We start from the raw sequence: 18846 nt of genomic DNA on the forward strand, positions 1-18846 counted from the left end.
GCAGCGGGACTGCAGATGCCGATCAATGCCGAATATCGCGGGCCCGGCGAGCTCCCCGAGATCATCCCGGTGTTCCCGCTGCCTGGCGCGCTGCTTTTGCCGCGCGGCCAGATGCCGCTCAACATCTTCGAGCCGCGCTACCTCGCGATGATCGACGACGCGCTGCGCGACGGCCACCGCCTGATCGGCATGATCCAGCCCGACGTGGCGCATTCGCACAAAGAGGCGAAGCCGGTGCTGTTCCGGATCGGCTGCGTCGGCCGCATCACCCAGCTCGCCGAATCCGGCGACGGCCGCTACATCCTCGAACTGACCGGCGTCGCGCGCTTCAAGGTGGTCGAGGAGCTGTCCGTGCAGACGGCGTACCGGCAGTGCAAGGTCGACTTCTTCTCCTTCACCGGCGACTTCACCGCGCGCAAGGGCGAGGACGCCGTCGACCGCAAGGCACTGCTCGAGGTGCTCGCCGATTTCCTGGAAGCCAACAATCTGAAGGTCGACTGGGAGGGCATCGAGTCCGCGCCCAACGAGGCGCTGGTCAATGCGCTGGCGATGATGTCGCCCTATGGCCCGGCCGAGAAGCAGGCCATGCTGGAGGCGCCCGACCTGAAGACTCGCGCCGAAATCCTGATCGCCGTCACCGAGATGGATCTCGCCAAGAAGCGCACCAGCGGCGACCCGCCGGTGCAGTGAGGCGCTCTCAGCCTTCCACGTCAGCGATTACGAAGCTGCTTGCGTCCGGTGAACATCGCGCGCACCAGATTCTGGCGCTGCAGCAACCCCACCACGACGACGCCGAGCACGTGCAGGGCGACCAGGACGAGGACGGCATCGGAGGCGTAGGCGTGGGTGTCCTCGACCCACCAGACGCCGAAGAAGGTGACGGTGACCTCCATCGCGCCCGTGATCGCCGAGACCGCGAGCAGGAACAGCAGCGTCACCAGCATCACGGTGCCCGCGGGATTGAGCCCGATATAGCGCCCGGTGATGCCGCGGCGGAGATTCCAGATGTAGCGCGGCGCGGCGCGCAGCCGGACGCCAACCTTGCCGAAGCGCGCGTAGCGGGTGCCGGCAAAGCCCCAGATCAGCCGGAACGCCAGCAGCCCGATCACGGAGTAACCGGCGAGCCGGTGCAGCCGGTCATGGGTGCTGGGTGTCACCCATGCGACGAGGACGAGGATGGCGAGCGCCCAGTGCCAGAGCCGCAGCGGCAGGTCCCAGACCTGCACGCTGGTCGCGCCGCGCGCACCGGACGCCGCCTCGATCATCGCGCCTGCTTCACTTCGCGATCGTGTGCTTCAGGCTGAGATCCTCCGGGCTGTAGAACAGCTCGTAGAGCTTGCCTTCCTTGACGCCGTACACCTCATAGCAGGAGCCCTCGATCTTCGAGCGGCGCACCTCGTAGCCGGCGGCCTTGGCCTTGGCCTCGGCATCGCTTGCCGGTTTCCACGACGCCTTGTCGAGCTTCGTGCAATTCTTGTAGCCGTCGGCGAGTGCCGCCGATCCCATCAGCCCCAGAACACAAGCTGCGAGCACCGCACTCAAAATCACTTTCACGCGCATCTCCCCTCCGTTTTCGGTCATGCCCGCAACACCGTCGCGCGGAGCACATGCGTGAACAAAACTGAGGTGATTGCCAAGTCAAGCAAGCGCGTTTGCGGCCTGGCTTTAGAGCTATTCTAACGGTTGCGAAAACCGCTTTGCTCTCCACGCGCAATCCGGTTTTGACCGCCTGCTGCGGCCTTACGCCTCATACGGATCCGGTCCGCCGCCGCGGTCCCGCGGTCAGGAAGCGGCGCCCGCCATTGCCAATCGAACTGCCGGGCGTTGCGCGGATGCCGTGCTCCATCCACCGATCATTTGTGCGACCTTCTCACCTTGCACTGGCGGGCTGAAGTGGAAGCCCTGCACTTCCACGCAGGCGTCCGCCCGAAGGATGTCGAGCTGCTCCCTGGTCTCGACGCCTTCGGCCGTCGTGGTCTTGCCGAGGCTGACGGCAAATCGAACGATCGCGCGCGCGATCCTGCGCGACTCGTCGGTTGCGCCGGCGAGTTCGGACACGAAGCTGCGGTCGATCTTGACCTTGTCGAACGGAAACTTCTGCAGGAAGCTCAGCGACGAGTAGCCGGTGCCGAAATCATCGAGCGCAATCCGCGCCCCGAGATCGTGCAGCTGGCTGAGAGCCGCGAACACCGCCTCGCTGTCCTGGATGATCGCCGTTTCGGTGACTTCGAGCTCGAGCCGCTCAGGCGAAACTCCCGCGCTCGCCAGCGCGTGCACGATCACCGGGACCAGGTCCGGGCTCCTGAACTGCACAGGCGACAGATTGATCGCGATCTTGAGATCGTCGGGCCATTTCGCGGCCTCGGCGCAGGCGGTGCGCAGCACCCATTCGCCGAGCGGAACGATCAGGCCGGTCTCTTCCGCCAGCGGGATGAACTGGGCCGGGGATATCATGCCGCGCTGCGGGTGATGCCAGCGCAACAGCGCCTCGAAGCCGCAGGTCTCCCCGCTCGCGACATTGATGAACGGCTGATAGTGCAACTCGAACTCGCCGTTGACGAGCGCGCTGCGCATGTCGCGCTCGAGGCTGCGCCGGGCCTGCAACAGCCGGTCGAGCTCCGGCTCGAAGAAGCGGAACGAGCCGCGCCCGCCGCTCTTGGCCGAGTAGAGCGCAAGATCGGCGCTGCGCAGGACCTCGTCGGAATCGGTGCCGTCGCGCGGTGCGATCGCAATGCCGATGCTGGTCGTGGTGGTCACGCGATGATCGCCGAGATCGATCGGCTCGCTGAGCGCCTTTCTGATCTTCTCGGCAAGCAAGCCCGCTTCCGCGATCGGATCTGTGACGTAGTCGATCACCGCGAACTCGTCGCCGCCGAGCCGCGCGATCAGCGTGGTATCGCTGACGCACCGACGCAACCGTGCGGCCACCGATTTGAGCAGCGCATCGCCCGCCGGATGCCCGAGCGTGTCGTTGACGTCCTTGAAGCGATCGAGATCGAGCATCAGCACTGCGAGGCTCGGCCCGCCGCACCGGGCGCCGGAGAGTGCCTGCTCCATCCATTCCTTGAGCAGCACGCGATTCGGCAGATCGGTCAGCGCGTCATGCTGCGCCATATGGGTGATCTTGGCCTCGGAGCGCCGTTGCTCGGTGACGTCGCGATGCGTCGCCACCCAGCCGCCGCCGGGCATCGGCTGCCGCGTCACGCAGATCAGCCGGCCGTCGGCAAGCTCGTCGACCCGGCTGCTGATCTCGCCCGCTGGCAGCGCATTCAATGTCGCGAGCACCTGCGTCGCGGCGCTGTCGCTGGTCTCGCCCTTGAGGATGCCGTTGGCGATCCGATGTCTGATGATCTCGCGGTGGGCCGTGCCGGGCAGCAGCAATTCAGGCGGCAGCCGGTACATCTTGGCGTAGCGGTCATTGCAGACGACGAGGCGCTTCTCCGCATCGAACATGCAGAGACCTTCGCCCATGTGGTTGATCGCCGTATCCAGCCGGAACCTGTGTTCCTCCAGCTCCTTCTGCGACGCCTCGACCTGCTGCCGCGCCAGCGAAAGCTGGCTGATGATCTCCTCGAAGCGGCGGGTGCGCAGCGCCAGGCGGCGATCGGCGAGCACGCCGACCAGGCTCATCCCGAGCACCGAAAGCGCCACGCCCGCGATCACGATGGAGAGGAAGGCCGGAGAGAGCGACAGGGCGGCGGGGGCCTGCAGCGGATCCGGAACGATCTCGACCGCGCCCATCGCGGTGAAATGATGCGACACGATCGCAAGCGTCAACAACAGCGCCGCGGCGAGCGACATCCAGCGGTCCTGATGGCGGACCGCGATCGCCAGTGCGGCATAGCCGAACAGCATGCCGAGCACGATGGAGGCCGCCACGAGGTCGAGCGACCAGACCACATGGCCCGGCACTTCGAGCGCCCACATTCCGAGATAGTGCATGCTGGCGATGCCGGCGCCGATCACCGCGCCGCCGACCGGCGCACGCCACCGGCTGGGGTCGCTGGCGGCAAGGCCAAGGCCGCATGACGTCAGCATCATCGCCGCGGCGAGTGACAGCGCGGTCAGGACGATACCGTAGCCGGTCGGCACGCCCGGCTCGTAGGCGAGCATCGCGATGAAATGCGTTGCCCAGATGCCGTAGCCGATCGCAGCGCCTGCGATCGCGATCCAGATCAGGCGCGTCCTCGCCTGCGTGGCGATCGCGCGATGGAAGATGTTGACGGCAACGATGCTGGCAACGAAACAGACCAGTCCGGCGAGCAGGACGAGCCGCCAGTCATGCTCACCTGAAAGACACGTAAGAACACGAAACATGCATCGGTCCATGGTTGTTCGCGCGAACAAGCTAGGCCGATTGAATGTCGGTCTCGATAATTTTTCTCAACTTTCGGTAGCATGGTTATCCGCGCGTAAGCCGATTCCCCACCGAAATTGATAGCTCCATCAATTTCGCACCCATACGGCAATCGGACACCTCAAACGTCCAGCGGAACCAACACGGTTTCACCGGTTGCGACCCGCGACATCTCGCCCTGCTCGTTCTCCGCAAACAGTTCCGCGCGCGCAAAGACCTGCCTGCGTCCCGCACGCAGCGTGGTGCCTTTGGCGATGAAGCAGCGGCCCACGGCAGGTTTGAGACAATTCATCGAGAAATGCGATGCGGTGATGGAACCCGCGATCGACGCCGCGGCAAAGCCGCAGGCGGTGTCGAGCAGGGCCGCGATCATGCCGGCGTGCAGATGTCCCGCATATTGGGTGAGATCGTCGCGCCAGGGCATGCGCAGTTCCACCGCGCCGGCACCGGCGGAGACGACCTCGAAGCCGGCCAGCCGGTTGAAGGCCGCGGACGCATTGGTCGCAATGAGACGTTCGAGATCGAATCCTGGACCAGTGGTCACGCAAAGCTCCATTGCGGCGGCCGTCGCTCGAGATTCGCCCTGACGGCCTCGATGTGATTGGGCGCGCCGAGCAGAAGGGCCTGCTCGGCGGTCTCGGCTGCGAGCCCGGTCGCCGCATCGCTGTCGGCGACCAGATTGAGCAGCCGCTTGGCGGCGCGGATCGCGTCCGGGCTGCGGTCCGCGATCGCACGCGCCGTCTCTAGCGCGGCCTCGCGCGGCCGCTCCGCAATTCGCGTGGCGAAGCCGTAGCCAAGCGCTTCCTCCGCGGAGAACACGCGCGCGGTGTAGGTCAGTTCACGGACCACGTCCTCGCGCACGAGATGGCGCATCAGCTGCGTGCCGGCCATGTCGGGCACCAGCCCCCATTTGGCTTCGATGACGGCAAGGCGCGTGGCGGGCGCGAGGTATCTGACATCGGCGCCGAGCATGAGCTGGAAACCGCCGCCGAAGGCGATGCCGTGGACGGCGGCAATCACCGGCACCGGCAGCTCGCGCCAGAGCCACACCAGATGCTGCGCGAAATTGGCGATGCCGTGCGTCCGCCGGCCGAGATCGACGAAGGGCAGGATGGATTCGCCCTCGGTCGTCGCGACCAGGCGTTCCATGTCGAGACCGGCGCAGAAAGCCTGGCCTTCGCCGGACAGCACCACGGTGCGGACCTTGCGATTGTCCGCCAGCTGCGCACCGGCGTCAGCGATCGCGGTAAACATCGCAGGATCGAGCGCATTGAGCTTGTCCGGGCGGTTCAGCCTGACGTCGGCGACGCCATCGGCGATGCTCACGGTGACGCGAACATTCGTCATGATCGCTCCTCGCTAATAGCCGGCGACCGCGAGCGCCACGACCGCGCTCATCGCCATCCAGCCGAAGTGACGGAAGCGGGTCGCCAGCGCGTTGGCCAGCGCGGCGAAGCCGAACACGACGGCGAGCGTCGCCACGATCCAGTGCCGCGCGGGATCCGACGCCATCGTCGGCGCTACCATCAGCAGCACGCCGCCGCCGATCCAGGCGACGGTGCCGGCCTGATAGACCAGGCGGAGCAGCAAGCGCAGCCGCGGCGGCTCGATCGTGGCGCGCGCGAACACTTTGGTCTCGCCGAGGACGCCATGGATCAGGCTGACCACAATGGCGACGACACCGGCACCCTGAAGCAAGAGATCACGCATCGGAACTCTCCATACAGAACTGTATGGATATGACACCGGCCGCTGGCGCCTGTCAATACAGTTGTGTATGGTAGACGGGCGGACGGGGAACCATGACGGAACAGCTCTCAGTCAAGGACTGGCTCGATCAGGGCCTGAAGACATTGGCGAGGACCGGCTTCACGGCGCTCAAGGCCGAGCCGCTGGCCAAGGTCATGGGGGTGTCGCGCGGCAGCTTCTACTGGCATTTCGCCGACATCGCCGCCTACCGCAGCGCGATCCTCAGCCATTGGCGCGAGGTCGCCGCCGAGCAGGTGATCGCCGAGCTCGAGACCATTTCGAAAGGCGACGAGGCGCTGGCGCTGTTGCTGCGCCGCGCCTTCTCGGCGCGGCTGGCGCTGGAACGCGCGGTCCGCAGCTGGGCCACCGTCGATGCCGAAGCGCGCGCCGCCGTGCTGGAGGTCGACCAGCGCCGGATCGGCTACATCGAAACCCTGCTCCGGCAGGCCGGCTTCCCCGACGACGTGGCGCGCGGCCGCGCGCAAATCTTCTACTGGGCGTTCATCGGCTACGCGCTGTCCGAGCAGGCGCTCCCGAAAGCACGGCAGCAGGCCGCAATCGACGAGCTGTTGCGCATGGCGAAGCGCTGACAGCGTGCATTTGATTGTGCTACATGACGGCGAGCTTATTCTGACGCGTTTTCTTCACGCGAACCGGTGCCCACTTCGCTCGAAAACGCTCCAGTCGGAGACCGCAATGAATTCAACGACCGACAATCTCGACAGCACCGCCGACCCGAAGCTGCTCGAAATCCTGGTGTGCCCGATCACCAAGGGGCCGCTGGAATTCGACGCCGCGCGGCAGGAATTGATCTCACGGTCCGCAAAACTTGCCTATCCGATCCGCGACGGCATCCCGATCATGCTGCCGGAAGAGGCGCGCAAGATCGACTAGAGCGTTTTCGAGCGAAGTGGACGCCGGTTCGCGTGAAGAAAACGCGTCAAATCAAGAATCTAGAGCATGATCCGGAAAAGTGTGAAGCGGTTTTCCTCGCGACAAACGCGGAGCGTTTGCGCGGAGATCATGCTCCGATAAGAGGACCAAATGCGCATCCTCGTCACATGGCTGCTGCTGCTCGTCTCGCTGGCGAGCGCCGCAGCTGACGAGAGCAGGCTGCGCATCGGCCCCATTGACGCGGTGCTGACGGTCCCGCCCGACATCGCAAAGCCGCCGGTGGCGCTATTGATCGCCGGCTCCGGCTCGACCGATCACGACGGCAACGGGCCGCAGCTCAAGCCGGCAACGCTGAATAAACTCTCCGAGCAGCTGGTCGCGCGCGGCATCGCGACGCTGCGCTACGACAAGCGTGGCGCCGGCGAATGGAAGAAGGAATTCGGTCGTCCCGAGGACTTTCGCTTCAAGGACTTCGTCGGCGACGCGGCGGCGCTGATCGACTACCTGCGCGGCAGCGGCCGATTCTCTCGTGTTGCGGTGGTCGGGCACAGCGAGGGCGGGCTGGTCGCGATCCTCGCCGCGCAACGCGGGCCGGTCGACCGGCTGGTGCTGCTGGCAACGGCGGCGCGCAAGCAGGGCGATCTGCTGAAGGCGCAGCTCGAGAAGCAGCTGCCGCCGGACAAATTCGCGCCGATCGGAAAGGCCATCGATGACATCATGGCCGGGCAGATCGTCGACCCGCCGCCGCCGGCGCTTGCAATCGCGCCCGCGATGCAGCCTTCGATCGCATCCGGCTTTACCGAGGATCCGATCGATCCGATGCGAAAGATCACCGGGCCGACACTGATCATCGCCGGCGGCCGCGATCATCAGCTGGCGCGGCTCGACTTCCTCGCGCTCACCACCGCCGACGTCGCGGCCAAATCATTGTGGCTACCGGATATGAACCACGTGCTGGTCGACGTCACCGACGCGACCGACGATGTGGCGAGCTACAATCAGCCGGAACGGCCGCTCGACCCCGACCTGATCGACGCGGTGGCGGGCTTCATTTCACAGAAATGATTGCCGGTGCTGCGGACCGCATCATTTTGGCGCTTCCGCCGAATGACTGCTGACCACGAGCCCCTTCGCGGTGACGATCACGGCGACGACCTGCTGCCTGCCGTAGAAGAAGATCGGCAATGACCGCACGCCCGGAACCCTGGGTTTAAAGTCGCCATAACTTATTTTGTCGCCGGCATAGAACATCGCGTCGGAGACCAGTTCGTTGTTCTCGATGTGAGCGATGACCGTAAGACACTCATCCTGATCGACCGTGCAGGCCTCTTTGTGCCTGACCCTGATAATCATCCTCTCCGGACCGCCGGCTGGATTTTGGAAAACGACCGCCCTGCTGGCTTCGACGGTAGCTACCGCATCGCTGACATTCAGGCCGCTCAGGAAGCGCGTAAACGGCGCGCGCCATGCTTCCGGGACAGGCGTGTCAAACGGTTCCGGCCTCGCCATCTGGGCCGGCGCGTCGGTGACCCGCAGAACCATCAGAAGCGACGCGGCCAACAATCGACGGATCGCCTTGCTGCCGATCACGATCCCTCCTGGCGCTACAGCGCCTCGCCCTTCAACAGCCGCGGCACCTCGCCGGACAGGCCCGCCGCCTGACGGATGAACATCTCCTTCAATGGCGGCGCGCGGTCGACGAGGCCCAATCCAATGTCGCGCACGGTGCGCAGCAGCGTCGATTCGTTGGAGAACAGGAAGTTCAGCGAGTTGGTGGCAACCCCCATCGCCATCGTGTCGAAGCGTCGCCAGCGCTGATAGCGCTCGAGTACGTCGGCCTGTCCGAGATCCATGCCGAGCCGCGCCGCATCGACCACGACCTCGGCGAGCGCAGCGACGTCCTTGAGGCCCATGTTGAGCCCCTGCCCCGCGATCGGGTGGATCACATGCGCGGCGTCGCCGATCAGCGCCAGCCGTTCGCCGATGAAGGAACGCGCGACGAAATAGCCGAGCGGAAACGCGCGCGGCTTGTCGAGCGCCTTGATCTCGCCGAGATGCAGGCCGAAGCGCTGCTCGAGCTCGGCGTGAAATTCCTCGTCGTTCAACGCAATGATGCGCGCGGCGTCCTTGCGGGTCTCGGTCCACACCAGTGACGAGCGATTGCCGGTCAGCGGCAGGATCGCGAACGGGCCGGCGGGCAGGAAATGCTCCTCGGCGCGGCCGTGATGCGCGCGCTCATGCCCGACGGTGACGACGATGCCGGATTGATCATAGTCCCAGCCATGGGTCGCAATGCCGGCGCGCTCACGCAGCTTCGACCGCGCGCCGTCGGCGGCAACCAGCAGGCTCGCATCGATCACGGTGCCATCGGCCAGTGTCACGGTGACGCCATCGGGCCGTGACTCGAAGCTCGACACCGCGGTGGCGCGCAGCTCGACGCCCTCGGCCTCGGCGCGGGTCGCCAGCGCATCGATCAGATAGCGGTTCTCGACCATATGGGCGAACGGCTCGCCGGGCTCGACATTGCCGGTGAAAGTCAAAAACACCGGACGCGTCGCGTCCTCCAGCTTGGAGTCGGTCACGACCATGTCCGTGATCGGCTGCGCGGTGGGCGCGACCTGGCCCCAGACGCCGAGCGTCTCGAACAGCCGCCGGCAGGCCGCCACGATCGCGGTTGCGCGCGGATCGCGGCTCGGGCGCCGGCTGAGCGCCGGATCGGCCACGACGACCGGGATGTCCGGCCCAAGCCCCTGGCGCAACGCCACGGCCAGCGCCAACCCAGCAAATGCGCCGCCGCAGATGACAATACTACGCTGTGCCGGCATGCCCTTCCTTTACGCGCCCTGCGCTCTCAGACTGTGCTTGCTACCTGATAATAGCTGGGCGAAACAGGGGGCAGAAACAAGCCCGACGGTCATTCCGGGGCTCGCGAAGCGAGAACCCGGAATCTCGGGATTCCGGGCTCGATGCTGGCGCATCGCCCCGAAATGACGCCGAGACGACAACGAAAGCCCCCATGTCCAAGAGCCTGATCGACCTATTGTCCATCCTCGATCTCGAGCAGCTCGAGGTGAATTTATTCCGCGGCAACAGCCCGAAGACGAGCTGGCAGCGCGTGTTCGGCGGCCAAGTGATCGGCCAGGCGATGGTGGCGGCCTGCCGCACCGTCGAGGGCCGCCTGCCGCATTCGATCCATTGCTATTTCATCCTGCCCGGCGATCCGCAGATCCCGATCATCTACCAGGTCGAGCGGCTGCGCGACGGCAAGAGTTACACCACCCGCCGCGTCACCGCGATCCAGCACGGCAACGCGATCTTCTCCATCATGGTGTCGTTCCATGCCGACGAGGAGAGCAACTTCAACCATCAGGAGAAGATGCCCGACGTGCCGCCGCCTGAGAAGCTGACCGCGGAGGAAGTCTCGAAGCAGCCGATGTTCAAGGAGATGCCGGAGTTCATCCGCCGCTACTACGAGAGCGACCGGCCGATCGAGCTGCGTCCGGTCGAGCTCGGCCGCTATTTCGGCCAGAAGATCGACGACGGCCGCATCCATGTCTGGATCCGCACCGCGGCGAAACTGCCCGACGATCCGGCGCTGCACCTGTGCGCGCTCGCCTATGCGTCGGATTTCTCGCTGCTCGACGCCGTGATGGCGCGCTACGGCCGCACGCTGTTCGACCGGCGCATGATGCCGGCAAGCCTCGACCACGCGATGTGGTTTCACCGCCCGTTCCGCGCCGATGAATGGCTGCTGTACGCGCAGGATTCGCCGAGCGCGCAGTCAGGCCGCGGCCTGACCCGCGGCCTGATCTTCAAGCCCGACGGCACGCTGGTGGCGTCCGTCGCGCAAGAGGGCTCGGTGCGCGAACGCAAATAGAGATTGCGCCACGCCGCCTCGTCCGCGCGATCAATCGTGCCCGGTGTCGAGCGGCACAAATGCGATTCGAAAGTCGCTGTATTTCTTTTCGAACGCCATCCGCAGGCAGACAATCGACCAGACCACACCAACGACGGCGCCAGCCAGGCTGCTCATGGTTTTTGTCAGGGATGGCGGCGCACCGAACAGCCTCAACCCAAAGCCGATGAAGAATCCGAGCACAAAGCCGATCACGACTGATCCGAGAAACGACCGCCAAAGAAACAGCCAGTAGAACTTCAGCAGTCTCCCGAGGGTGATGTCCAGTTCCTGGATTTTCCCCGTTCCCAGGGTTTGGTCCAGCGAGGCGTCGCCATTGCCGAATGATGGATCCAGCCGAGCCGCGCCTTGACCGAAGGGCTTCGTCGGCTGTGGCGCGTTGTTCAGGAGGCCGGGGACGTCGCCGGCTTTGGTCCAGCTCGACATCCCTTCGCTCCAGACCAGCGTATCCGCGCTCACCTTCCGCCTGGCGAAGAGGTTGCGGAGTTCGGCGTCCGAACACGGGCCCTTTTGCTGGCCTTCGGATGCATAAAACCAGGATCGGTTCGACATTTCGTTTCCTCGAGGCGGACGCACCAGCGGAAACAGGTCAGCGGACCGTTGGCGGGGGTGAGAAAGTCGGCATTCCGCGAGCGCCCCTCTCCCCGCAAGGCCGGAGAGAGGGAGCGCCCTGCGAGCTTACGCCTCGGCGTAGGCGCCGCGCTCGGTCAGCGCGAATTGCGAGATGATCCAGTTCGCGTACCAGCGCAGCACCCACGGAATCGGGATCAGGAAGCTGCAGCCGACTGCGAACACGATGGTGCGCCACAGCACCTCGAGCCCGGTCGCATTGAAGGTGACCTCGCGGCGGGTGCCTTCGATGTTGCGGCAGATCCAGCGCATCCAGGCGGTCATCACCCAGGCCCAGCCGATGATGGTGATGGCCGAGATCACCATCAGCACATACCAGCCGACATAGACGGCCGGGCTGCCCTTGAACGAGATCGGCAGCTCCTGACCGTTCGAGCTGAGGCGGCCCGCGATCCAGCGGACGATCATCCAGCTCAGGAAGCCCTGCACCGCGAGGGAGAGCAGCGAAACGATCGTGCTGTTGGCCGCGCTGGAGTAGGTCAGCAGGCCGAGGATGATAAAGACGTACCAGATGTCGAGCGGCTGTCCGGTGAAGCCGAGATTCGGCCGGCCCGGCACGCGGATGTGCGGAATGGACCAGCGATACAGGGCGGTCGCGGTCCACGGCGCGGGGATCACGAAAATCTGGCCGATGAACATCAGGAGGCTGCGTCCGAACAGGCCCCAGATCGGGAAATCGGCCGACAGTGCTCCTCCGCTGTAGCTTCCGGATGCCACCACCGGCGGCGGTCCGGCCTGCGGAAACGCCGGCGGCGCGCCCGCCGCGCTCGGAACCAGGCCCGGAATCTCCCCGGCCTTCTGCCAGCCGGCCATGCCCTCGGTCCACACCAGGGTATCGGCCCCCACCATGCCACGGGTGATCAGGTCGCGGAGCTGAGCTTCAGGCAAAGGGCCCTTCTGCTGGCCTTCGGATGCATAAAACCAGTTTCGGTTCGACATTTTCTGTTTCCTCGGGGCGCGAGTGCACGCGCTGTGGCGAGAACGGGCCAGCAAGGACCGCTGGCCGGGGCGGGAAAGCCACATTGTGGCCGAGCGTTTCCATTCCGTACAGTGACGGCGCTCACCCGCTGCGCATGTTTTCCGCTTCAACCTGCAACTTTTTTATGCCATTTGCCCAGAAAGCTGCCAGATTTGGCGGACGCGAAATGCCGGCCCCGGGATGGCAATTTGCCGTTCCGGGCGGTGGCACGTGCAAGCCCACCGGTACGGCACGCGCCGGCTCGGGGACGGGCGTACACGGAAAACCTCAAGGGAATGAAGGCCTGAGCCATGAAACTCGTCGTCGCGATCATCAAACCGTTCAAGCTCGATGAGGTACGCCAGGCGCTGACCGCGATCGGCGTCCACGGCATGACGGTGACAGAGGTGAAGGGCTATGGCCGCCAGAAGGGCCACACCGAGATCTATCGCGGCGCCGAATATGTCGTGAATTTCCTGCCCAAGCTCCGGATCGAGATCGCCGTCGATACCGAGCTCGCCGAAAAGGCGGTCAGCGTCATCACCCAGAACGCCCGCACCGGTCAGATCGGCGACGGCAAGATCTTCGTGACGCCGATCGACCACGCCCTGCGCATCCGCACCGGCGAGACCGACAACGACGCGCTCTGAAGCTCAATCGAGATCGCCGCCGGCAACGACGCCGGCGCACGCCAAATCCACACGCCAATAAATCACGCCAAGAAACCACGCCGGGGAATGATGATGGGGGCACGGGCTCTTCGTGCAGCGATGTCAGCTGCGCCGATCAATGCTCCAATCCTGTTCGCATGGGCCACGCCGGCCTTCGCGCAGGATCCCGGCGCCAACGCCTCCGGCATCAACCCCGCCGACACCGCCTGGATGATCGTCGCCACCGCGCTGGTGCTGATGATGACGATCCCGGGGCTTGCGCTGTTCTATTCCGGCATGGTGCGCAAGAAGAACGTGCTGGCGACGATGGCGCAGAGCCTCACCGCCGTTGCGATCGTCTCGATCCTCTGGGTCACCTTCGGCTACTCGCTGAGCTTTGTCGGCGACGGTCCATGGCTCGGCTCGCTCGACCGCTGGTTCCTGGCCGGCATCACCATGGACAGCGTCAATCCGGCGGCGAAGACCATCCCCGAAGCGCTGTTCATGCTGTACCAGATGACGTTTGCGATCATCACCGTGGCGCTGGTCGCGGGTTCGGTCGCCGACCGCATGCGGTTCTCCGCCTATGTGCTGTTCTCGATCGGCTGGTTCGTCTTCGCCTATGTGCCGCTGGCGCATTGGGTGTGGGGCGGCGGCGTCCTCGCCCAGATGGGTGTGATGGATTTCGCCGGCGGCCTCGTCGTGCATCTATCCGCTGGAATCAGCGGCCTGGTCGCGGCCAAGGTGATGGGCAACCGGCACGGCTATGGCAGCGAGAACCTGTCGCCGTTCGATCTGTCGCTCGCTGTGATGGGCACCGGCCTGCTCTGGGTCGGCTGGTTCGGCTTCAACGGCGGCTCGGCACTATCAGCCAATTCGCGCGCGGTGATGGCGATCACCGCCACCCACCTTGCGGCCTGCGCGGGCGCGCTGACCTGGGGCGCGATCGAATGGGCGACGCGTCGCAAGCCCTCGGTGCTCGGCATGATCTCGGGTGCGGTCGCAGGGCTCGGCACCATCACCCCGGCATCAGGTTTCGTCGCGCCGTGGCACGGCATCATCATCGGCATCATCGCCGGCCTCGTCTGCTTCTGGGCCTGCACCTGGCTGAAGCATCGCTTCCAGTATGACGATTCGCTCGACGTGTTCGGCGTCCACGGCATCGGCGGCCTGACCGGCACGCTGCTCGCCGGCGTTTTCGGCTCAGCGGCGATCGGCGGCACGGCCGGCCTGCTCGAGGGCAATCCGAACCAGCTCCTGATCCAGCTGTACGGCGTCGTCGCCACGCTGGTCTGGTGCGGCGGCGTCACCTTCGTGCTGCTGAAATTGGTCAGCGCCTTCGTCCCCTTGCGCGTCTCGATGCAGCAGGAGCTCGAGGGCCTCGACATCTCGCAGCACGGCGAGGCGCTGCAGTAGGCGCCCGCTTCAGCCAGTTCAGGCTTGCACGACACATAAGTATATGCTTATGTGTTGTCATGGTCGACACCGATATCTTCAAGGCGCTGGCCGATCCGACCCGCCGCAAGGTCTTCGAGAAGCTGGCAGGCGGCAGCCTGAATGCCAGCGCCTTGCGCGACGGACTTCAGATCAGCCAGCCGGCGATGTCGCAGCATCTGGCGGTGCTGCGCGCGGCGGGGCTGGTGCGTGAGCAGCGGCAGGGCCGCTTCGTGAATTATGAAGTCGACCCGGACGGGATCGCCAGCATCGGGACCTGGCTTGCCCGCTACCGCGCCTATTGGCCGAAGCGCATCGAAGCGCTCTCCGAGCTGTTGAAGGACATGGATCAATGAGCGACACAGTTGAGCCTGATCACGCCGACGCCGCCCTTGTCCTCGAATACGAACTCGATGCGCCGCCCGAAAAGGTGTGGCGCGCGGTGACCATTCCTGCGCTGCGCGAACGCTGGCTGCCCGATTGCGACCTGTCCGAAGCCGAACCCGAATCGTCGGTGGCAGGCGAAGAAGTGCGCTATCGCCTGCGCGATTCCAGGCCGCCGTTTCGCGAAAGCCGCGTCACCTTCCGGATCGAGCCGAACGAGGTCGGCGGCACCCGGTTTCGCATCATTCAGGAAACCTGCGACGTCAGCGCAAGGCCACCGCGCGCGGCCAACAGCAACGGCCGCTGCCTGATGCGCGCGGCCTGATCAAAAGCTTCATCATCTACTGACATGGGAGGTCGCCGATGCGCGACATGATGCAACTCGTCCCTATGGTCGTCGAGCAGTCGGCGCGCGGCGAACGGTCCTTCGACATCTATTCCAGGCTCCTGCGCGAACGCATCATCTTCCTCAACGGCGAGGTCAATGATGCGATGTCCGGGCTGGTCTGCGCCCAGCTTCTGTTCCTCGAGGCGGACAACCCGAACAAGCCGATCAACCTCTACATCAACTCGTATGGCGGCGTGGTCACCAGCGGCCTTGCGATGTACGACACCATGCAGTTCATCAAGGCGCCGGTGCACACGCTGTGCATGGGCACCGCGCGTTCCATGGGATCGTTCCTGCTGATGGCCGGCGAACCCGGTCATCGCGCGGCGCTGCCGAACGCCAGCCTCCACGTCCATCAGCCGCTCGGCGGCTTCCAGGGTCAGGCGTCCGACATCCTGATCCATGCCACCGAGATGCAGGCAACCAAGCGGCGCATCATCCGGCTTTATGCGCAGCATTGCGGGCGTTCGGAAGCCGATGTGGAACGAACGCTGGACCGCGATCACTTCATGTCGGCGGAGCAGGCGCTCGAATGGGGGCTGATCGACAAGGTCTTTGCAGCGCGGGACGCCGCCTAATGGCCCGGCAATACCTTATTTGAATACCTAACCCTGCCCCGCCGCTGGGCAGAATTGTGTCCAGACCCTGACGTGCTTCCGAATTAGACAGACCTGATTATATTTTAGGCGCGACGGAATAGCGCAGGGGCACATTCCCCCGGCAAAGCGGGAAAAGGTCCTGATTCATAATCCATTAGCGACCCCCCGCCGTTTGGCACGGCATTTGATTCTAAGGGTCCTGGCTGTGCCCGCGTAGTGGAAGTCCTCCGCGTGGTGACCCTCAGTCGAAACTCCCGGCGTTCGTTCGCGCCGGGCCCAAGCGGGGATAGGACTCATGAAAATTGTTATGGCGATCATTAAGCCATTCAAACTGGAAGAGGTCCGTGACGCCCTGACCGCCATTGGCGTTCACGGTCTCACGGTGACGGAAGTCAAAGGCTACGGCCGCCAGAAGGGGCACACGGAAATCTATCGGGGCGCCGAATATGCCGTGAGCTTCCTGCCCAAGATCAAGATCGAGGTCGCAGTCGCCTCCGATCAGGTCGACAAGACCATCGACGCCATCACCTCCGCCGCCAAGACCGGACAGATCGGTGACGGCAAGATCTTCGTCATCAGCCTCGAGCACGCCGTGCGCATCCGCACCGGCGAGGCCGATGCCGCGGCCCTCTGATTTCGCGCTCAAACCTTTAAGACCTCAGGAGTGAAATAACATGACGTTCAAGCGTCCCTATGGCGCGGGACTGGCGGCCCTCGCAGTCGGCCTCTTTGCCGCGACCGCCGCCTACGCCGAGCCAACCGTCAACAAGGGCGACAACGCCTGGATGCTGACCTCGACGGTGCTCGTGCTGTTGATGACCATCCCCGGCCTTGCGCTGTTCTATGGCGGTCTGGTCCGTTCCAAGAACATGCTCTCGGTGCTGGCACAGGTGTTCTACACGGTCTGCATCGTCACCGTGCTCTGGGCCCTCTACGGCTACAGCCTCGCCTTCACCGGCGGCTCCGACTTCATCGGCGGCTTCTCCAAGGCCTTCCTGATGGGTGTCACGCCGGACTCCAAGGCTGCGACCTTCTCGGTCGACGCCAACATCTCGGAGCTCGTCTATATGTGCTTCCAGATGACCTTCGCGGCGATCACGCCGGCCCTTATCGTCGGCGCCTTTGCCGAGCGCATGAAGTTCTCGGCCATCGCGCTGTTCATCCCGATCTGGGTCACCGTGATCTACTTCCCGATCGCGCACATGGTCTGGTACTGGCCGGGCCCGGACGCGATCCAGGATGCCGCCAAGGCACTCGCCGCTGCGGCTGACGGTGCGGCCAAGACCGCGGCGCAGGCCAAGCTCGACGAGATCAACGCCGATGCCGGCTGGATCTTCAAGAAGGGTGCGATCGACTTCGCGGGCGGCACCGTGGTGCACATCAACGCCGGCATCGCCGGCCTGGTCGGCGCGCTGCTGATCGGCAAGCGCACCGGCTACGGCAAGGAGCTGATGGCTCCGCACTCGCTGACCATGACCATGATCGGCGCCTCGCTGCTCTGGGTCGGCTGGTTCGGCTTCAACGCCGGTTCCAACCTCGAAGCCAATGGTGGTGCTGCGCTCGCCATGACCAACTCCTTCGTGGCGACTGCCGCGGCGGCGCTGGCCTGGATGTTCGCGGAATGGATCATCAAGGGCCATCCCTCGCTGCTCGGCGCGCTCTCGGGCGCAGTCGCGGGCCTCGTCGCGGTGACCCCGGCGGCCGGTTACGCCGGTCCGATGGGCGCCATCGTGCTCGGCCTCGTGGTCGGCGTGGTCTGCCTGTTCTTCTGCACGGTCGTGAAGAACGCGCTCGGCTATGACGACTCGCTCGATGTGTTCGGCGTCCACTGCGTCGGCGGCATCATCGGCGCGCTCGGCACCGGCATCCTGGTCAACCCGGCGCTCGGCGGCGCGGGCATCATCGACTACACCGCGATCCCGCCGAAGGTTGCCGATTACGACTTCGCGGCGCAGATGATCTCCCAGGTTTGGGGCGTCTCCACCACGCTGGTGTGGTCGGGCATCGGCTCGGCGATCCTCTACAAGATCGTCGACGTGATCGTCGGCCTGCGCGCCAACGTCGAGACCGAGCGAGAAGGCCTCGACATCACCGAGCACACGGAGCGCGCCTACAACATGTGAGTTCTCCCGGGGCGCGACCTCCCCAAGCGGTCGTTCCCAGAACTACGGTTCGGGCACATACCCGGCAATGTCCGGACCGTTGAGGGGCTCCAGCGCAAGTTGGAGCCCCTTTCTTTTTTCGTCCGTTTGAGAAAATAATGTCGGAATTGCCTGCCATTGTGGAAGGACAGGCTACAGACAACAAAACAGACAACAAAAACCGGAGGATGTCATGAAGGTGCAAGGCAGGTGTTATTGCGGCAACGTGCGCTATGAGGCCGAGGGCGAACCGATGATGGCGGCGCAGTGCCTGTGCCGCGAATGCCAGTACATCACCGGCGGCGGGCCGAACATGTTCATGGCGATGCCGACCACCGGCTTCAAATACACCGCCAGCGAGCCCAAGCAGTTTACCCGCAAGGACCTCGAGCGCGCCGTGACGCGCGAATTCTGCCCCGAATGCGGCACGCATCTCGTGACCAAGGTGCCCGGCCTGCCCGCCACGATCCTGAAGGTCGGCACCTTCGACGACCCCAGTGTGTTCACCCCGCAGATGACGATCTACACCTGCGACAAGCAGACCTTCCACCATGTGCCCGACGGCAAGCCGTCGTTCGAGAAGCTGCCGGCGCGCTAAGGCGCGCGCTGTGCCGATGTTCCTGCGGTCGTCATGGCCGGGCTTGACCCGGCCATCCATCCTGCTTCGCAAGACTCTTGCCTAATTGATGGATGCCCGGGTCAAGCCCGGGCATGACGAGCGCGCGCAGCTCCAACCTCCTCTTGAA

Annotated in this window: 23 protein-coding genes; 13 read left to right on the forward strand and 10 right to left on the reverse strand. The window is 64.8% G+C overall.

The genetic code is table 11. The features are described from left to right. Positions 1 to 15 precede the first annotated feature (15 nt). A complete protein-coding gene (locus tag HAP48_RS15060) occupies positions 16 to 690 on the forward strand; it encodes an LON peptidase substrate-binding domain-containing protein (protein ID WP_166213078.1) in 675 nt (224 codons plus the stop codon). Positions 691 to 710: 20 nt separating this feature from the next. Here the strand turns inward: HAP48_RS15060 and HAP48_RS15065 are convergent, their stop codons facing one another. From HAP48_RS15065 to HAP48_RS15090, 6 genes are all read right to left on the reverse strand, one after another. After that, entirely contained in the window at positions 711 to 1265 is a 555-nt protein-coding gene (locus HAP48_RS15065) for a cytochrome b/b6 domain-containing protein (RefSeq protein ID WP_166213076.1), read from the reverse strand. Between the two features lie 10 nt (positions 1266 to 1275). After that, positions 1276 to 1560, reverse strand: coding sequence for a PepSY domain-containing protein (locus HAP48_RS15070; RefSeq protein WP_166213075.1), 285 nt, complete (start codon positions 1558 to 1560; stop codon positions 1276 to 1278). Between the two features lie 222 nt (positions 1561 to 1782). Beyond that, positions 1783 to 4317 (reverse strand): bifunctional diguanylate cyclase/phosphodiesterase, encoded by a 2535-nt coding sequence (locus tag HAP48_RS15075; protein ID WP_224497054.1) that lies wholly within the window; start codon positions 4315 to 4317, stop codon positions 1783 to 1785. A 161-nt stretch (positions 4318 to 4478) separates the two neighbouring features. Beyond that, positions 4479 to 4901, reverse strand: coding sequence for a PaaI family thioesterase (locus HAP48_RS15080; RefSeq protein WP_224497055.1), 423 nt, complete (start codon positions 4899 to 4901; stop codon positions 4479 to 4481). Beyond that, positions 4898 to 5704: a crotonase/enoyl-CoA hydratase family protein gene (locus HAP48_RS15085; protein ID WP_166213071.1), complete on the reverse strand. Its 807-nt coding sequence runs from the start codon at positions 5702 to 5704 to the stop codon at positions 4898 to 4900. The genes HAP48_RS15080 and HAP48_RS15085 overlap by 4 nt, the downstream gene beginning before the upstream one ends. 12 nt (positions 5705 to 5716) lie before the next feature. Next, complete coding sequence (locus HAP48_RS15090) at positions 5717 to 6067, reverse strand: hypothetical protein (protein WP_166213068.1); 351 nt, start codon at positions 6065 to 6067, stop codon at positions 5717 to 5719. 92 nt (positions 6068 to 6159) lie between these two features. Between HAP48_RS15090 and HAP48_RS15095 the strand changes: the two genes are divergently transcribed. The 3 genes from HAP48_RS15095 to HAP48_RS15105 all read left to right on the forward strand — a co-directional run bounded on the left by HAP48_RS15095 (position 6160) and on the right by HAP48_RS15105 (position 8065). Continuing rightward, positions 6160 to 6696: a TetR/AcrR family transcriptional regulator gene (locus tag HAP48_RS15095; protein ID WP_166213066.1), complete on the forward strand. Its 537-nt coding sequence runs from the start codon at positions 6160 to 6162 to the stop codon at positions 6694 to 6696. A 106-nt stretch (positions 6697 to 6802) separates the two neighbouring features. Continuing rightward, positions 6803 to 7000, forward strand: coding sequence for a Trm112 family protein (locus tag HAP48_RS15100; protein ID WP_166213064.1), 198 nt, complete (start codon positions 6803 to 6805; stop codon positions 6998 to 7000). A gap of 150 nt (positions 7001 to 7150) precedes the next feature. Continuing rightward, positions 7151 to 8065, forward strand: a complete 915-nt coding sequence (locus HAP48_RS15105) for an alpha/beta hydrolase family protein (protein WP_166213062.1) — start codon at positions 7151 to 7153, stop codon at positions 8063 to 8065. A gap of 21 nt (positions 8066 to 8086) precedes the next feature. On the opposite strand, the gene HAP48_RS15110 is transcribed toward HAP48_RS15105, so the two are convergent. Together HAP48_RS15110 and HAP48_RS15115 are read right to left on the reverse strand one after the other, a co-directional pair. Further along, the gene (locus HAP48_RS15110; protein WP_166213060.1) at positions 8087 to 8590 is read right to left on the reverse strand and encodes a hypothetical protein; all 504 of its coding nucleotides are present in this window, start codon (positions 8588 to 8590) and stop codon (positions 8087 to 8089) included. A gap of 14 nt (positions 8591 to 8604) precedes the next feature. Continuing rightward, entirely contained in the window at positions 8605 to 9825 is a 1221-nt protein-coding gene (locus HAP48_RS15115; RefSeq protein WP_166213058.1) for a ubiquinone biosynthesis hydroxylase, read from the reverse strand. 191 nt (positions 9826 to 10016) lie between these two features. Between HAP48_RS15115 and tesB the strand changes: the two genes are divergently transcribed. Then, positions 10017 to 10877: an acyl-CoA thioesterase II gene (tesB, locus tag HAP48_RS15120; protein ID WP_166213056.1), complete on the forward strand. Its 861-nt coding sequence runs from the start codon at positions 10017 to 10019 to the stop codon at positions 10875 to 10877. Positions 10878 to 10907: 30 nt separating this feature from the next. On the opposite strand, the gene HAP48_RS50460 is transcribed toward tesB, so the two are convergent. Together HAP48_RS50460 and HAP48_RS15130 are read right to left on the reverse strand one after the other, a co-directional pair. Then, positions 10908 to 11468 (reverse strand): GYF domain-containing protein, encoded by a 561-nt coding sequence (locus HAP48_RS50460; RefSeq protein WP_166213054.1) that lies wholly within the window; start codon positions 11466 to 11468, stop codon positions 10908 to 10910. Between the two features lie 126 nt (positions 11469 to 11594). Then, positions 11595 to 12485 (reverse strand): DUF4339 domain-containing protein, encoded by an 891-nt coding sequence (locus HAP48_RS15130; RefSeq protein WP_166213052.1) that lies wholly within the window; start codon positions 12483 to 12485, stop codon positions 11595 to 11597. A gap of 330 nt (positions 12486 to 12815) precedes the next feature. Between HAP48_RS15130 and HAP48_RS15135 the strand changes: the two genes are divergently transcribed. From HAP48_RS15135 to HAP48_RS15170, 8 genes are all read left to right on the forward strand, one after another. Continuing rightward, positions 12816 to 13154 (forward strand): P-II family nitrogen regulator, encoded by a 339-nt coding sequence (locus tag HAP48_RS15135; RefSeq protein ID WP_029080941.1) that lies wholly within the window; start codon positions 12816 to 12818, stop codon positions 13152 to 13154. A gap of 120 nt (positions 13155 to 13274) precedes the next feature. Beyond that, complete coding sequence (locus HAP48_RS15140; protein WP_420869867.1) at positions 13275 to 14570, forward strand: ammonium transporter; 1296 nt, start codon at positions 13275 to 13277, stop codon at positions 14568 to 14570. Positions 14571 to 14629: 59 nt separating this feature from the next. Next, the gene (locus HAP48_RS15145; RefSeq protein WP_166213048.1) at positions 14630 to 14944 is read left to right on the forward strand and encodes an ArsR/SmtB family transcription factor; all 315 of its coding nucleotides are present in this window, start codon (positions 14630 to 14632) and stop codon (positions 14942 to 14944) included. Beyond that, on the forward strand, positions 14941 to 15297 hold the full coding sequence (locus HAP48_RS15150; protein WP_166213046.1) for an SRPBCC family protein: 357 nt from the start codon (positions 14941 to 14943) through the stop codon (positions 15295 to 15297). Before HAP48_RS15145 ends, HAP48_RS15150 begins: the two co-directional genes overlap by 4 nt. A gap of 38 nt (positions 15298 to 15335) precedes the next feature. Continuing rightward, positions 15336 to 15938 carry an ATP-dependent Clp protease proteolytic subunit gene (locus tag HAP48_RS15155; RefSeq protein ID WP_166213044.1) on the forward strand — a complete coding sequence of 201 codons (603 nt, stop codon included), beginning with the start codon at positions 15336 to 15338 and terminating at the stop codon, positions 15936 to 15938. Between the two features lie 316 nt (positions 15939 to 16254). Continuing rightward, a complete protein-coding gene (locus tag HAP48_RS15160) occupies positions 16255 to 16593 on the forward strand; it encodes a P-II family nitrogen regulator (RefSeq protein ID WP_029080945.1) in 339 nt (112 codons plus the stop codon). Positions 16594 to 16633: 40 nt separating this feature from the next. Then, on the forward strand, positions 16634 to 18082 hold the full coding sequence (locus tag HAP48_RS15165; RefSeq protein ID WP_166213042.1) for an ammonium transporter: 1449 nt from the start codon (positions 16634 to 16636) through the stop codon (positions 18080 to 18082). Between the two features lie 211 nt (positions 18083 to 18293). Then, entirely contained in the window at positions 18294 to 18698 is a 405-nt protein-coding gene (locus tag HAP48_RS15170; RefSeq protein ID WP_050401313.1) for a GFA family protein, read from the forward strand. The last annotated feature ends 148 nt before the right edge of the window (positions 18699 to 18846 follow it).

Source organism: Bradyrhizobium septentrionale (assembly GCF_011516645.4).
GTDB classification, from domain to species: Bacteria; Pseudomonadota; Alphaproteobacteria; order Rhizobiales; family Xanthobacteraceae; genus Bradyrhizobium; species Bradyrhizobium septentrionale.